This is a genomic window from Vibrio sp. 10N.261.52.A1 (assembly GCF_002876325.1).
Lineage (GTDB): Bacteria > Pseudomonadota > Gammaproteobacteria > Enterobacterales > Vibrionaceae > Vibrio > Vibrio chagasii.
In genome coordinates this window covers 1-13,822 of the sequence record NZ_MCYD01000660.1, presented here as the reverse complement: position 1 = coordinate 13,822, position 13,822 = coordinate 1, and the positions used below count along the sequence as shown (strand labels likewise).

General features: G+C 43.6%; 12 protein-coding genes and 1 pseudogene. 2 read left to right on the top strand and 11 right to left on the bottom strand.

Going from position 1 to position 13,822, the window contains the following annotated elements; translation table 11 throughout:
- Positions 1 to 1,007: phosphatase PAP2 family protein (locus BCT81_RS12455; protein ID WP_102424613.1), on the top strand; the 1,007-nt coding region annotated here is incomplete at its 5' end.
- Here BCT81_RS12455 and BCT81_RS12450 read toward each other — a convergent pair.
- The gene (locus tag BCT81_RS12450; protein ID WP_102424614.1) at positions 991 to 1,920 is read right to left on the bottom strand and encodes a LysR family transcriptional regulator; all 930 of its coding nucleotides are present in this window, start codon (positions 1,918 to 1,920) and stop codon (positions 991 to 993) included. The two genes, BCT81_RS12455 and BCT81_RS12450, sit on opposite strands and share 17 nt — an antisense overlap.
- A 100-nt stretch (positions 1,921 to 2,020) precedes the next feature.
- Between BCT81_RS12450 and chrA the strand changes: the two genes are divergently transcribed.
- Complete coding sequence (chrA, locus tag BCT81_RS12445) at positions 2,021 to 3,169, top strand: chromate efflux transporter (RefSeq protein WP_102424612.1); 1,149 nt, start codon at positions 2,021 to 2,023, stop codon at positions 3,167 to 3,169.
- Positions 3,170 to 3,242: 73 nt separating this feature from the next.
- On the opposite strand, the gene BCT81_RS12440 is transcribed toward chrA, so the two are convergent.
- The 10 genes and pseudogenes from BCT81_RS12440 to cpaB form a co-directional block, all read right to left on the bottom strand.
- The gene (locus BCT81_RS12440; RefSeq protein ID WP_102424611.1) at positions 3,243 to 4,172 is read right to left on the bottom strand and encodes a glycosyltransferase family 2 protein; all 930 of its coding nucleotides are present in this window, start codon (positions 4,170 to 4,172) and stop codon (positions 3,243 to 3,245) included.
- Positions 4,172 to 5,932 carry a hypothetical protein gene (locus tag BCT81_RS12435; RefSeq protein ID WP_102424610.1) on the bottom strand — a complete coding sequence of 587 codons (1,761 nt, stop codon included), beginning with the start codon at positions 5,930 to 5,932 and terminating at the stop codon, positions 4,172 to 4,174. Before BCT81_RS12435 ends, BCT81_RS12440 begins: the two co-directional genes overlap by 1 nt.
- Positions 5,933 to 5,964: 32 nt before the next feature.
- Entirely contained in the window at positions 5,965 to 6,969 is a 1,005-nt protein-coding gene (locus BCT81_RS12430; protein WP_102424609.1) for a tetratricopeptide repeat protein, read from the bottom strand.
- Positions 6,966 to 7,937 carry a type II secretion system F family protein gene (locus tag BCT81_RS12425; protein ID WP_102424608.1) on the bottom strand — a complete coding sequence of 324 codons (972 nt, stop codon included), beginning with the start codon at positions 7,935 to 7,937 and terminating at the stop codon, positions 6,966 to 6,968. The genes BCT81_RS12430 and BCT81_RS12425 overlap by 4 nt, the downstream gene beginning before the upstream one ends.
- Before the next feature lie 3 nt (positions 7,938 to 7,940).
- On the bottom strand, positions 7,941 to 8,906 hold the full coding sequence (locus BCT81_RS12420; protein WP_102424607.1) for a type II secretion system F family protein: 966 nt from the start codon (positions 8,904 to 8,906) through the stop codon (positions 7,941 to 7,943).
- A 10-nt stretch (positions 8,907 to 8,916) separates the two neighbouring features.
- Entirely contained in the window at positions 8,917 to 10,368 is a 1,452-nt protein-coding gene (locus BCT81_RS12415) for a CpaF family protein (RefSeq protein WP_102424606.1), read from the bottom strand.
- A gap of 33 nt (positions 10,369 to 10,401) precedes the next feature.
- Positions 10,402 to 11,616: an AAA family ATPase gene (locus BCT81_RS12410; protein WP_102424605.1), complete on the bottom strand. Its 1,215-nt coding sequence runs from the start codon at positions 11,614 to 11,616 to the stop codon at positions 10,402 to 10,404.
- 159 nt (positions 11,617 to 11,775) lie between these two features.
- On the bottom strand, positions 11,776 to 12,045 hold the full coding sequence (locus BCT81_RS12405; RefSeq protein WP_032498356.1) for a hypothetical protein: 270 nt from the start codon (positions 12,043 to 12,045) through the stop codon (positions 11,776 to 11,778).
- The gene (locus BCT81_RS12400) at positions 12,035 to 13,492 is read right to left on the bottom strand and encodes a type II and III secretion system protein family protein (RefSeq protein WP_004740597.1); all 1,458 of its coding nucleotides are present in this window, start codon (positions 13,490 to 13,492) and stop codon (positions 12,035 to 12,037) included. The genes BCT81_RS12405 and BCT81_RS12400 overlap by 11 nt, the downstream gene beginning before the upstream one ends.
- An 8-nt stretch (positions 13,493 to 13,500) precedes the next feature.
- A pseudogene (gene cpaB / locus BCT81_RS12395) lies at positions 13,501 to 13,809 on the bottom strand (Flp pilus assembly protein CpaB); the annotation flags it as partial.
- Positions 13,810 to 13,822 lie beyond the last annotated feature (13 nt).

The window sequence follows — 13,822 nt, the reverse complement described above, 5'->3', positions numbered from 1 at the left end:
TCATTGCAATAACAACACCTCTCACCTTACTTACCAGCCTGCTAGCCCCCCATAAACTCGTCTATGATGTCTACACTTACCTTGAGGTATTAGCCATCATTAGTTACGTCTCCTTTGTCTTATGGGCGACTTACTTCTACTTTCATATGCTTTTTACCAGAGAACAAAAGCCAACAATAAAATTTTTAAACAAACTCAAAACACTTCTTTGTCCCATATCTAAGCCAATCAGTTTCATCATTTTGATGGTCTCGCTCAACGTGGCCTTTTCAAACTACACTTTTTTTAAATCCCTCATCCCATACTTTAACCATTATGCATTTGACCTAGACTTCTACTATTTAGACAAATGGCTACACTTCGGCTTCTCTCCATGGGAAGTCACACACTACTTGTTCCCTGGAGCACTCTCTTCATTGGTGATCAGCGCGCTATATAATTTATGGTTTTTCCTTATGTGGGGCATGCTTTTGTTCTTTGTCATTGATAGGAAAAACGAACTACTCCGCAACCAATTTCTACTAACTTTCTTGAGCTCATGGTTAGTGATAGGCAATGTAGTGGCCACACTACTCTCCTCTGCTGGCCCTGCTTTCTTTCATCACTTCGAAAGCCTTGATGCGTATGCTCAGCTGATGCAGAGGTTAGAATCACAAAGCGAATACCTTTCCAAACAGGGCTTGCTGCCGCTTTGGATGCTTTCAACACAAGACATGCTCTGGGAAAACTACATTGATGGCGTGATCATTAAAGGCTCGGGAATCTCTGCTATGCCTAGCTTACATGTCACGATCGCGGTGTTGATGGCTATGACTGCATTCAAACTCAACAAAAAACTCGGATATGTGGCCTGGGTGTACACCTTCATTATTCAGATAGGTTCGGTACATTTGGCCTGGCATTACGCCGTTGATGGTTATGTGGGAGCCTTATGTGTCGTCATTCTCTGGCACTTAATCGGATACCTGCTTAGACGGAACCACCAATCAGTTACCCAGCATCAATAACAATCTCCACCGCTTGCGAAATCACATCTCTCAAGTGACTATTCTTATCGTCTAAATGCTTCCCCTTGCGATAAACAAGCTGTATGTCGAAATCGGGAACGTCTATCGGCGGAGCAACAGCGACCAATGAGCCCTCTGTATTTGCGCCATTTCTCGCGACCAACTTAGGGACTATACATAACAACTTTCTACCACTAATCAGACGTTTAACGGTTAAAAAGTTACTCGATGCAATCGCAACTTTTCGCGTATAACCCAGCGCAGCAAGTTTTGCATCAACTGCGGTTTTTAACTCACCACTTGGCGAGACTAGCGCATGCTCTACAGAAACAAAGGATTGCAATGATATAGGCAGTTCAATATCTAAAACGGACTCATCCAGCAAGCACACATGCTGCTCGGTATAGAGATGTTTCGTACGATACAGTTTTGGCACCTCTCCGAAACTGCCAATGACGATGTCTAGCTTCGCCTCTTCAAATACATTTTGATAATTGGTTCGATTGACGTTAAAAAACGCCACCTGAGAGCTTGGAGACGACTGTTTAATAAAGTCGAAAATCATTGGACCAAACATCTGCTCTGCGTAATCCGTCAGGCCTATTTTCCAAGTGCCTTTATAAGTGGCTACATCAAACGATTTAGAAAGTAGTACTTCTGATTGAATGGTATTGAGCAAAGCATCGACCGTGCTGGATAACTCTATCGCTCTCTCCGTCGCCTCCATCTTGCTCCCTACTCGCTCAAACAGAGGGTCATCAAACAACTTTCTAAGCCGCTGAAGGCTATGGCTCATCGCAGACTGACTGACATAACAGCGCTCAGCAGCTTTGCTCACACTGTTCGTTTTGTACAACGCTTGCAGCGCTATCAATAAGTTAAGGTCGATACCTTTCCAGTTAAAATCAGCCACCCAGCAAACCCATTTCATTAATAGTTATAATTAAAACAATTAATTTGAATCATAGTACAAGTCACCATAAATTACGCTAAACATTTATCTGGAATCGATCATGCTTTCAATTTTTAAAACCTTTTTCTGGCTTGGCTGGATTAGCTTTGGTGGACCAGCTGCGCACATTGGCTACTTCCGTAAAACCTTTGTTGAGAAACTTAACTGGCTATCTGATGAAGAGTACGGGCAAATTGTCGCGCTTAGTCAATTTCTACCCGGCCCAGGTTCAAGCCAAGTTGGCTTTGCGGTTGGCTACAAAAGAGGTGGCTTAACGGGGGCGATTGCTGCGTTTATCGGCTTTACTTCCCCATCTGTCATCTTAATGTTGATCTTAGCTTTGGTGAGCAATCAGCTATTGGAAGCGCCTTTATTCAATTCAATCATTCACGGTTTGAAGTTGCTTGCAGTTGTGGTGGTTGCTGATGCCACATTTGGCATGTACAAAAACTTTTGCCAATCGAAAGTCGCGACCGCTTTATGTGTCATGACTGCCGTAGTTCTTCTGTTGCTTCCAGGGATCTGGCCGCAAATCTTGGTACTTCTATTTGCCGCAATCATTGGCAGCAAGTTTTTGACCTCACAAGACATCAAAACCGTTCCATCAACACACAAGATCTCCATAACACCGCTCGTTATTTTCGTTGCGCTGTTAGTTGGCCTTCCTCTGTTCGGTGCATACTCTCAAGGTATTGAGGTATTTAGTCTGTTCTATCAAGCTGGCAGCTTAGTATTCGGTGGTGGTCATGTGGTACTTCCATTGTTGCAGAATGGTATTGGTGACCAACTATCTCAAGATGCGTTCCTAACGGGCTATGCTGCAGCACAGGCTGTACCTGGACCTATGTTTACCTTAGCGACATACCTAGGCTATGTATTGATGCCATCTGCACCAATTACTGGCGCTTTGTTAGCGACAATCGCCGTGTTCTTACCGGGCTTCTTATTACTACTGGGTGTATTGAAAAACTGGCAGGCAATCGCAAGTAAACCATTAGTTGCTGGCGCACTTACCGGTGTGAATGCAGCGGTAGTCGGGTTACTACTTGCGGCTCTATATCAACCAATCTTCACAAGTGCAGTGAATGGCGGTTTAGACTTCGCTCTGATCATCGTAGGTGTGTGGCTATTGAAAACGGTCAAGATGCCAATCGTAGGGCTTGTCGGAACATTTATGCTATTCGGCGCTATGACTGGCTTTGCTCACTAAAAAGCTACCGAAGCAAGAGGTTAGTGAATAGCTAACTTCTTGCTTCATCCTTATTTGCTCTCATTCCTAGCTCCTAGTGAGATGGCTTATGGTCGTGACTTCTTAATATCGAGAGAATCCTCATCTCTCGCCTACCACGTGACACATTGTCGAGTATCAAACCGCAAAAGAAAGACATCACTGCGATAAGTGCTATTGAACTAGACAGAATTGCTGTCGGAACTCTTTCAACGAGCCCGGTATCAATAAAATCGATAATGACGGGAATCCCCAAGCCTAATGAGATAAAGCAAAGCAACACTGACAACGCACCAAAAAAAAACATCGGCTTAACGTCTCGTAGCAAGAACAAAATAAAGTTGAGGATTTTGATTCCATCACTCAGTGTATTTAGCTTGCTCGCTGTACCTTCAGGCCTTGAGTGATAATGAGTGGGGACTTCTTTGATCGACATATTATGGTGCAATGCATGTACGGTTAGCTCTGTTTCAATTTGAAAACCGTCACTGAAGATAGGAACCGTTTTTACGAACCGGTGACTCATCACTCGATAGCCAGAGAAAACGTCATTCAATTGGGCATTGAACCCTTTATTTATCAAAGTCGAAAACATCTTATTACCCAAAATATGTCCTGCTGGATAAGCCTCGGAAGAGCGCTCTCGACTACCGATGATCATATCGAGCTGCTCAGTGACAAGCTGTTCGATCAATGCAGGGCTAATTGAAGCGTCGTAGGTATCATCACCATCTGCCATGACGTAAATGTCGGCATCAATATCAGAAAACATCCGCCGCACGACTTCACCTTTCCCCTGACGGTATTCATGGCGAACCACAGCGCCCGCTTCTAGCGCCTCTTTGACCGTGCCATCCGTAGAGTTATTGTCATACACATAGATAGTCGCACTGGGTAATGCGTGTTGAAAATCAGCCACCGTTTTTCCAACAGCTCCGGCTTCGTTAAAGCACGGGAGCAAAACAGCAATGGTTTGATCCTTCATTAGCTCCCCCTCACCCTGAACACTCGGTATCCGTTTTCGATATTGTCGTATACCACGTCTAACCAAGCCGGCGTATCTGAGCTGTATAGCTTATTGATAAGTGCCTCCTGGCTCGCCGATTTCTTTAACATCAACAAGTGAGGATCATTGCCGACAACGATAATATCGATACTTTTATCTATGATTTTCTTTTCCGCTAAGTGGAGGTTCTCCTCTAACATCACCTCAATAAGAAACTGATTTCCAACGATATTTCGATGATAAGGAGCAGCAATAATTCGATTATCCGTCTTTGCCAACACAGGAGCTCCAGTTTCTATTCCTGAAAGTATGGTATGCGAGTTTATATCGTTATCTTTTAGTACCTTATGAAGACTCAGCGATTGTTCCTTTCGATCAAGAGTAGTTGTAATTTCTTCAGTTGGCGACAGAGCGAGAATAACAAAGGCGACCGCTAACGGTGCTCCGGAAAAAATAACGACCGCTTTTATGATCGAGGAACGGATGTAATCTGCTAACTGAAGGACAACATATGCTTGAAGGGGAGCCGCTAAAACAAAACACAACCTCATGACTCTAATCTGCCAAAAGAGCGCCAAGGCTAAGTTAAAAATAAATATGAGATACAGGATCGTGCAGTGATCGTTTTTGTTCTTAAACAGTGGGTATAACGTGGCAGGAATGACAAGTAAGGCGTAATTCTCTATCGAGAAAAAGCCCTGACTGGTGACGTATCTAACGATCGGTTTCGCTTCTGTCACTTGGTCCAGCCAATACACTTTAAGTATCGGAGGATAATCAATGAACAATGCACTGCTGAGTGATGGATAAAGCATTGCCACTGGAATTAAGAATAAAACAGCAAGAAATACGAACAGCAAAAACTTTTGCAGCAGGCTTTTTTCTTCACTCATTAATCGATGATAAACATTAACGAAAAGCCAGCCACAAAAGAAAAGAATGATGAGAACAAATGAGATTTCATCGAATTTAGAGACAAAAAACTCATCGTAAGGCCGGTTTAATAAAACCGCACAAATCCCAAACAGAGCGGAACACGCATACAACTTAGAGGTATAGCCAAACCACTCATGGCGAACAAGACCGTAATATACGGTGTAAATCACAAAGAAAATCATAAATAACAATACATTTTCTAACCCTGTCCACAAAGACAAAGACAACAAAAGTGCTTGAGCATAAACACGCCATGATTGACTCAATTGGTTATGATTTAGCGGTGTCGAGGCTAAAAACAAGACAGCGAAGATAAGCTGAATATTATGATGATCAATCGAACCGGGTAGGAAGTGAATGATTGAAGGAGAAGAGATAGCAAACATCATGCTAAAAAAACGATATTTGGCTCCAAAGAAGTGATCACCGAGGAGGAAACATGACAGTGAAAAAAGCAGCAAATACAGTAATGGCACAACCGAGATTGATATGGTGTACGCAAGATGTTCTTCAACAATGAATGACAATGGAAAGGCAACGAGCGACAGCATTAGATCAGGAAAACGAGACCAATGAATAACAATGCCATCAGCAGCATTAAAATTACTCATTGGTTCTAAATACCAATGACCACTTGTCATCCAATCCTGAAATTGAACGAAACGCATATAATCGTCATTGTCGTTCAGGCTAAGTGTTGAAACACTCTCCCACTTGTAAATAAAGATAACTGTGGCGCATACGAGCCAAATCGCAGAGATAACAATGGTATCTTTATTAAAACTCTCACTTTTAGGCGACATGAATATCCTTTCACTTTGCCAAAATTAAAATGTTACCGCTCCATCTCTCTCACTTCCGCTAACGCTCTATTAAGGTTTTCATTCGCGATTTTGTAATAAGATGGATTCTTATCGATTGCCTGTTGAAGGTAAGGAACCGCTTGGTCTGGTTTGCCTTGTAATATTAAGAAGTAACCAACGTTGTTCAACGCTTCAGGGGCATCCATATGTCTCATGAAGACATTAGTTGCCTTTTTGATATCCCCCGACGCTAAGTAAATAAGTGCGAGGTTGTTTTGCGCCTTTTCATTGTTAGGTTCTAGCTCTAACGCTGAACGCGTGTATTGATACGCTTCCTTGTAGTTCCCATACATGTAATGGGAATACCCCATATTCAGTAATGCTTTGACTGAGCTCTTATCAATGGTGAGCGACTTTTTGAAGTACTCTTGGGCTATCTGATGTTTTCCATCGACATCTTCCAATACCCCAACTCCCATATAAGCTAAGGCCGGAGATAGGCTATCAACCTTCAAACCAGCGACCTCACTCTGGCTGAGCGATTGGTAGTTTTGAATCGTCTTACTGTTTTTTAGACGAACTTGGTCAGCATTAATCGCTTTGAAGAAGTAACTTCGACCTTCATCAGTACGACGCTGTTTGGTATACAAGACACCTAACTGCTCTAGCACATCTGTATGAGCAGGGTTGAAGTCGAGAGCTGCCAAGTAGGCTTTTTCAGCCAATGCATAGTTGCCTCTGGATGAGTGAATTCGACCGATAGTAAATAACGTTTTATCGTGGAACTCTTGCTCCGGAAAAGAGAGGGAGCGAATATACTCGTAGAGTGCTAAATCGATATTATTGTCTCTCAACGCAACATCACCGCGCATGATCGCTTCTTTTTCACTGACAGGAGGGTCATCGTTGGTCAGTGTGTCAATGGGCTTCCCTGAATATAACTCAGCATCAAATTGATTTGTTGGTTCATCCGAGGACGCACAGCCAAGAACCAATAATGGTAGAAAAAGCAAAAGTATTCTGTTGGTTAACATCATAAACCTACTCCTGGCGCACTTAATGCGTCCATAACAATCATCATCCCTGGCCCTAGGGCAACAATAAAGAAACAGGGCCAAATAAATAACAGCATAGGAAACAGCATCTTAGTGGGTATTTTAGCGGCAATTTCTTCAGCCGCTTGTTGGCGTTTATCTCGAAAATCGTCAGTATAATCACGCAAGGTTTGCGCTAAGCTTCCCCCCATTCGAGAGGCATGCGATAGTAAAGAAACTAACCCTTCTAACTCATGCAGCCCTGTCCGCTCAACCAATTGAGTGAGTGCATCGGGCATGGTGACACCCGCCTGAATCTTGGCACATACCGTATCTAGCTCATCAGCCAACTCTGGTTGTGATATGTATAACTCATTGGCGACTCGTCCTAACGCCGCATTAAAACCCAAACCTGATTCCGTACAAACCACCAAGAGATCGAGCGCGTCAGGCACTCCGTTTCTAATTTTTCTCTGTCGCTCCTTTTGCATCTTATTCAGTAGGAAATTAGGTAAAAAAGTACCGACAAAGATACAAGTTATTATCAATAGGTTGTTGTAGCTGCCACCAATAGATAAGTAAAAAACCACGAATGCACAAACAAATCCAATAAGCATCGACAGTATTTTCAGCGCATAAAACACTGAAAGTGCGCTTTTTTCATGGTACCCAGCATGCATCAATTTTTCTGAGTAGGTCTCGTTATCCTTTTGGTTCCCCCGTCCAATAAATGGCGTTAATGACTCTAAAGTGTTGGCAAAGTCATAAGACTTACGAGAGCTTGCGTTGTTACCACCAGCAATCTGTTTCAACTTTTTATCGAGCGGCGATCGTGCACCAACAAAAAGAAAACCCAAGGTGAACGTGAGTAACATCGTGGTCAGCAAAATCATCCCGTAAAGAAAGGTTTGACTACTAATACCAAACTCCGAGAGCGCTTGCTTCCATACTTCTAAATCTAAGAATTCCATAATCTATATCTCGATATTTATTATTTTTCTTATCCACAATGCCCCTATAGCCAGCAAGATAACGCCAATACTGACCATCGAGATTCCTCTTGGGTCACTGTATAAGGGCTCTATGTATTCGGGGTTAACAAATTTCAGGCCGAAGAACAGAACAAATGGAGAAAGAGTCAGTATCCAAGCTGACAAGCGACTCTCCGCTGAGAGCGTTTTAATTTTTCTTTCTAATTTAAAGCGGGCTCTTAGTACTTCAGACACTTTTTGCAAGTTCTCTGAGAGGTTCCCCCCCGTTTCTTTCTGTAGCATCACGGCACTGGAGAAAGCCAACATGGAAACCGTTGGAACACGCTCAGTCATCTGCATAATCGCGAGCCGTAAATCGTAGCCATAGTTCAGTAGGTTGTAGGTGTTCTTGAACTCAGCACCAATTGGCTCCGGCATCTCTTCACCCACCTCATTGAACGACTGAACTAATGGCTGACCAGCCTGTAAAGCCCTTCTGATGATGTCTAACGCTTCGGGAAGCTGCTCCTCAAAACGCGCCATTCTGTATGTCACTCGATTTTGGACAAACAGGTAAGCCACCACCCAAGCAAAGACAAAAGCCGCTACACAAATGAACCACACTTGATTGAGCACCAAAGCGATCAAGGCTAATAAAGTACCGCAGAGAAAGACGACAAATAGAAAGCGGCTTAAGGTGATCTTGAGGCCAGCTAACTCAAGCATGCGCTTTAAATCAGCCAGAAAAGGAATCACAATGAGTTTTCGGTCAAATGGAGAGAGCTCTTTGTTGTAGTGCTCTTTAAGGAGCGACAAACTCTCTTCATCGATATTTCTTTGTGTCTCTTTTAAACGTCGAGTTAACTCTTTGTGTTTGGCTTTTTTCCCGGCGGCGGGCAGCAACAAGGCTTGCGAGATAAATAACACCGCGATAAATAACAGGACCAAAGAGACAGTTACGTTATCCATAATCCGCACCTCAACTATGTGACTCAGCAAAGAGTTCAAATGGCAGGTCAAGACCACGCTTAACTAACTGGTCATGCGCCTGAGGAACCACCCCTGTTGCTGTGTAATAACCTAATATATTGCCGCTCTCATCGACCCCTTGACGCTGGAATCGAAAGATTTCCGACATGGTGATCACTTCGCCTTCCATGCCATTGATCTCTTGGATACTGACCATACGGCGCTTACCGTCTTCTTGTCTCTCCATCTGCACCACGAGATGAATTGCTGAAGCAATCTGTGCTCTTAAGTTTTTAGTCGAAATATTCCATCCCGCCATTGAGAACATGTTCTCAACTCGGCTTAAGGCATCACGGGGGGTATTCGCATGTATTGTCGCGAGCGAGCCATCATGACCCGTATTCATTGCGGCCAACATATCGACCGCTTCGCTACCACGAACCTCCCCTACTACAATGCGGTCTGGTCGCATACGCAGGGTATTTTTTACGAGTTCACGTTGGCTGATCTCCCCTTTACCTTCTAAGTTCGCAGGACGCGTTTCTAGACGAATAACATGGGGTTGTTGAAGTTGAAGTTCGGCTGAATCTTCGATGGTGATGATTCGTTGATCTCGAGGGATAAAACCTGAAAAGATATTCAATGTGGTTGTCTTACCCGAACCGGTACCACCTGAAATCAAGATATTGAGCTCCCCTTTTACGGCCGCTTCAACGAATTTAGCCATCTGTGGAGAGGCAGATTTATATTGCAACAAGTTATCCATAGTTAGACTGTCGACAGCAAAGCGTCTAATGGACACCGATGGGCCATCTAAAGCCAAAGGAGGGATAATGGCGTTTACCCTTGAGCCATCAGCTAGACGAGCATCCACCATAGGTGATGCTTCATCGATTCGACGCCCCACTTGGCTAACGATACGGTCAATGATGTTTCTGAGATGTCGGTCATCTAAAAAAGTATAAGGTGTTTTTTCAAGCTTACCGCCACGTTCGACAAATACATTCTTCGGTCCGTTAACCAGAATATCCGATACCGTTTTATCTGCTAATAACGGCTCTAATGGCCCCAAGCCAAACACTTCATCCTCAATTTGCTTGATCACTCTTTTTCGACCTTCAGCACTCAAAGCATGGCTTTGGTCGTCAGCCATCAACTGAACGATCGCTTCATGAAGATCAACTTTCGCACGCTCTTTATCTAGACTAGAAAGCAAACCAAGATCGAGAGTCTCAAGTAGCTGCTTATGGAAGTAATGCTTGATAGAAAGCTCTTGTTCTAAAACTTTCTTAGCTTCATTAACCGATTTTTCTTGTTCTTCATTAGCATCTAGCCCCTTATGAACCTCAGGCTCATTCGTGACACCTTTAGGAAAGCTGGTGACGTTCTCGCTCTCTTGCTGCGAAAATTGTTCTACTTTTTTTTCAAACTCTGGGTTTATATTTTTTCGTTTAAAGAACATAACGATCCCTCACCTATGCTTTGAACAAACAGCCTATGAAAATATCTTTTTGAGCCAACTCTTCTCTTCCTGCTCTGGTGGAGAAAGAATATGAGACAAGTCAATGATCGAGCGTGTGATAGAGCTTTTCTTCTTAGATTCCACTAAAGGCTGGCCAAGGTTGGCACTTTCTAATGCCACCTTGAAATCATTAGGCATGACATGAATATCGTGCTTGCCAACGGTTTGTTCTATATCTGATAACTTGATGGTTTGTCGCTTCTCGTAGCGATTAACGATGATCTCAATCGAGTCTTGTTGTAAGCCATATTCGAACTTAAGCGTTCTTATTAGGCGGTTACTGTTTTTGATAGACACTAAAGTTTGCTGAGTAACGAGCAACACCTTAGTGGCAGGTGAGATCGCCGACGCAAAGATATGATCTAAACCTCGCGAGAAGTCGATAATGATGTAACGGTAGAAACGGCGTAACACAGGCAGCAGCTTGCCAATTTTCTGGGCATGCTCGTAATCATCCGCGTTATTTTCGTGTTTGAAGCTTAATATGTGTAACCCTGAAGTATGCTTATTCACTAAACTACTCAAAGACATATCATCCAAATCATTCGAGCTGTCGATGGCATCTGAAATGCTGTAACTAGGGGAAAGGTTCAAATATTCAGGGATAACACCGAATTGGAGGTCAATATCCAGCAAAAGCACTTCATCTGGGTGATAACTCGCGATTTCAACCGCGGTATTCAAGGCTAATGTTGTCGCTCCCATGCCCCCCTTGGTGTTAATAAACAGGAAGACTTCTCCGTAGCTCGAGTTTTCAATTTTTTCAGCGGCAGTTTTCTTAAGTAGCGGCAACAGGCCTGAAATAGAAATATCATGAGAGAGAAAGTCGGACGCGCCAAGTCTGAGTGCGATTTTCAATGAACCATTGTCACTTTCATCACCAAATACAACCAAAGACAAGTCATGCTCTTCTAGTTGCAGATTATAACTTTGCAGATCGACCATTTTCTGAGCCCAGCCGCCACTCGCTTCAACAAAAATAAGGTCCGGTGCATCTAAGTTTTTCAGATACTCTTCCGCCATACCTAGTAGCGAAAAGGAGTCAATGTGTACATTTCGGCAGCGCTTCAACTGCTGTCTCATATGGACATGAAAATGCTCATTGTTATAGATGAGCCAGACATTCAAGTTCGTCTTAAGGCGAATTGCATCGTCTTCATTAGGTAAAATATCAATTGCTTCGCCCATACTCCCACCTATCTTCATTTCGGACATCTTGTCCTATATCATCGAAGCCTAACGTTTATGCTTAAGAGCAACCTCTCTAACGATGTAATCCAATTCACCCTAAATAGGTTTTTAAGCATATTTTTACTAGCTCCCACCGCTAGCATCTCTTCACCTGTGTTAATTAAAGCTTTGTAGAACCTGACTATTATTACCGGTAAGGTCCTCATCACCTTTGCCCACATAGGCGTCGTAGCCCGCTTGCATACGCTCACCGGTACCATCAGGTAACACCTGCAGATTCTCTTGAGTCGCATTCGGGTTGTATGTTTGTTCCATCTTCAACTGAGCAACCGACTGCCCTAACCTAGCGTCATTCGCACAACCCACTAATACCAATGTGAGAAAGACCATCATTGTTCTAATCATATCTATCTCCTTACAAGTCATGACCAAATGAGCCTTCACTACCACCATCGGTTGGCGTGATATCTTTGGCTGCACTTGCACTACTGTTGTCTTCAGAATCAGAAGGCTCTGCAATGTATGCGCTTCGACCTAACAAGTAGTATTCCAAATCATTAGGATCGACAAACGCATCGGTTGGCAGTGTCACTTTGCTTCTGTCTACGGGTTTGGCGAGTCTAGGGGTAACAAGGATAACTAGCTCAGTTTCACCAGAGACATACTCTTGGCTATTGAATAACTGGCCCAAAATAGGCACGTCACCGATACCAGGCATTTTGTTACTAATATCTCGAACATTTTCACTCAATAGCCCCGCGATACCGATGGTTTGTCCATCAGCAAGCTCAAGTGTTGAAGATGCACTACGACGTGTGATTGGCGGAATAAAGTAAGTCGCATTGGTAGTACCAGGATCAATCGTTAGCGAGCTGCTATTCGCAATTTCACTCACATCAACAGCAAGGTTTAGGTTAATTTTCTGGTCACTAAGTACAGTAGGGATAAACTTCAAACCTACCCCATATTCCTTGTATTCAATGGTAATCCCATCATCATCCGGAACAGGGATTGGGAACTCACCACCCGCCAAGAACTCAGCTTTTGAGCCACTCAAAGCCGTCAGGTTCGGTTCAGCCAACACTTTAGCAACGCCGTTCTGTTTCGCGACATCAAGTGCGAAGGTAAACAAGGTATTACTGTCGATAAAGGAACCTAAAATCCCGTAATCGGTTGAAGTAGGAATATCAAAGATTGGCGTGGCACCTAATACACCAGCTGGTACCGATGCACCACCCCATGAAAAATTAGAGCCGCTAGTTTGGAAGAAGTGGAAATTGGCATCAAACTTTCTCACCAGACTACGCTGAACCTCGGCAACCGTGACTTCTAACATCACTTGCTGAGCACCACCGATCGACATCAAATTGATCACCCCTGTCGCTGCGGCTTGCTCACTACCACTCTCTTTCGTTTCGTCAGCAGCCTGCCCTGCGGCATAGGTTTCAGCAATTCTCATCGCCACATTCATCTTCTGTTGATTGCTAATTTGTCCACTAAGCAATAAGCGATTCTGTGCGCTATGCACCTCAATCGTTTCATCAGGAAGAAACTCATACAGCTTGGCTTTCAAACTATTGAGATCATGCGTAACCTCAATGTTGATCGACTCAATCAACTGGCCTCGAGCATCCCACGCCATCAGGTTGGTCGCACCTAGCTTCTTACCAATTAAAAAGACTTCGTTAGATTTCAAAATGACGATGTCCAATACCTCTGGATCACCGAGGGAAACCTTGCTCGCCTTCCCAGAAAGCACCACATGAGTAGATTTATGGTGAGGTACCGTAACTGTTTTTCCCGTTTGCAATGCAGCAAAACTGGCAGTAGAAAAGCAAATCAGGCTAAAAATACACGTTATTATTGTTTTCATAACTCACCTCAATCCTTAACGCGAACGTTGGAGGTTTCTGTACCCTTGATAATGGTCACACTTGGTCTAGGCACATATCGACGAACCACTTTTTTCTCTACTTCGTGTGGGTTTCTCAAAGTAAGCTGAATACTGCCTTTGCTTTTTGCCGTAAGAAGCTTTTCTGCATCTTTGGGTGTTACCTCGAGGGTCACCGCACGAACAATAATGGGACTGTTTTCTTTAGTTCTCGCAGTTTGGTCGACCGCTAATACTTTTATGTCCTTCAACACGGTTTGAGTCGCCGCCGAGTTTTTCCCATAAGAGACGGTATGAAGTGGTCAAGTAAAA

Bases quoted from the DNA above. Each gene is read 5' to 3' on its own strand.
- chrA (WP_102424612.1), top strand. From the start codon at position 2,021: ATGCTTTCAATTTTTAAAACCTTTTTCTGGCTTGGCTGGATTAGCTTT.
- BCT81_RS12440 (WP_102424611.1), bottom strand. From the start codon at position 4,172: ATGAAGGATCAAACCATTGCTGTTTTGCTCCCGTGCTTTAACGAAGCC.
- BCT81_RS12435 (WP_102424610.1), bottom strand. From the start codon at position 5,932: ATGTCGCCTAAAAGTGAGAGTTTTAATAAAGATACCATTGTTATCTCT.
- BCT81_RS12430 (WP_102424609.1), bottom strand. From the start codon at position 6,969: ATGATGTTAACCAACAGAATACTTTTGCTTTTTCTACCATTATTGGTT.
- BCT81_RS12425 (WP_102424608.1), bottom strand. From the start codon at position 7,937: ATGGAATTCTTAGATTTAGAAGTATGGAAGCAAGCGCTCTCGGAGTTT.
- BCT81_RS12420 (WP_102424607.1), bottom strand. From the start codon at position 8,906: ATGGATAACGTAACTGTCTCTTTGGTCCTGTTATTTATCGCGGTGTTA.
- BCT81_RS12415 (WP_102424606.1), bottom strand. From the start codon at position 10,368: ATGTTCTTTAAACGAAAAAATATAAACCCAGAGTTTGAAAAAAAAGTA.
- BCT81_RS12410 (WP_102424605.1), bottom strand. From the start codon at position 11,616: ATGGGCGAAGCAATTGATATTTTACCTAATGAAGACGATGCAATTCGC.
- BCT81_RS12405 (WP_032498356.1), bottom strand. From the start codon at position 12,045: ATGACTTGTAAGGAGATAGATATGATTAGAACAATGATGGTCTTTCTC.
- BCT81_RS12400 (WP_004740597.1), bottom strand. From the start codon at position 13,492: ATGAAAACAATAATAACGTGTATTTTTAGCCTGATTTGCTTTTCTACT.